This is a genomic window from Streptosporangium sp. NPDC048886, assembly GCF_055586905.1.
Map to the genome: position 1 here is coordinate 1 of NZ_JBVJHH010000119.1, position 1,203 is coordinate 1,203.

Consider the following 1,203-nt stretch of genomic DNA (forward strand, 5'->3'; position numbering starts at 1 on the left):
GTTGATCACCTGGGACGCGGCGCTGCCGATCGGCCGTGACGCCGAGGACGTGCTGCGTGAGCGGATCGCCTCGATCGGGGACGCCGACCTGCGCGGACACGCCGCGGCGGAGCTGGCGCGGCTGTGCGCGGCCCGTGACGCGGTGGCCGCCGCCGCCGGTGACCCGGCGGGGTTGAAGGAGGCGCTGGCGGGGCTGGACGCGGAGTTCACCGCGGTCACCGGTGCCGCGCCGCGGCGGCGGGACGGGCAGATGTACGCCGGTCGCACGCTGTGTTACGAGGACACCACCCGGGACGTCGACGTCACCGTCGGCTCCTCCCTCCTCGACGACCTCGCACCACCTCTCGCGCTCATCCTGGCCACCGCCCACTGGCTCACCCACGCGATCAGCTCGGCCTGCCGGGACGTCCTGCGGGAGCTCCACGACGAGCTGCGGGACGGCTCCGACGCCCCGGTGCGCCTGGCCGACCTGTGGTATCTCGCCCAGGGGCTGCTGTTCACCGGCGGCGACAACCCGTTCCGCACGGTGGCCGACGACTTCGCCCGGCGGTGGGCCGAGCTGATCGACGTGCCGGCCGGCCTCGGCAGCGGCGCGCGCGTCCAGCTGTCGGCCGCCGAGCTGGCCGAGCCGCTGGCGCGGCTGTTCCCCGCCGGCCGGCCCGGCTGGGCGGCGGCCCGGCTGCACAGCCCCGACCTGCAGATCTGCGCCCCCGACGTCGACGCCGTCAACCGCGGCGACTACCAGGCGGTCCTCGGCGAGCTGCACCCGGCGTGGCCGGCGTTCGACAGCGCGGTGTTCACCCCGTTCCATCCCGACCCCGACAGGCTACGCGCCGACCTCGACCACGACCTGGGGCCGGACCGGATCCGGATCCTCTACCCCGAGGACTATCCGCGCAACACCAGCCGCACCGGTTACTGGCTCGTCCGGCCCCGTGACCGGCAGCTGGGCATCGACAGGGCGCGGGGCGCCGACCCGGAGCGGCTGCTGCCGGCCACCTCGGTCATCGTCTCCGACGACGACGGCACCCTGACCGCCACCGCCCCCGACGGACACCGGTGGCCGCTCATCGAGATGTTCGCCGAGATGCTCAGCACGCAGCTGCTGGACGCCTTCAAGCTCACCTCGCCCGCGCCGCACGTGCCCCGGATCACCATCGACCGGCTGGTCATCGCCCGCGAGACCTGGCGCACCACCGTCAC

Annotated in this window: 1 pseudogene; it reads left to right on the forward strand. The window is 74.6% G+C overall.

Going from position 1 to position 1,203, the window contains the following annotated elements:
• Positions 1-1,203 (forward strand): annotated as a pseudogene (locus tag ACZ6R6_RS49335) (lantibiotic dehydratase); the annotation flags it as partial.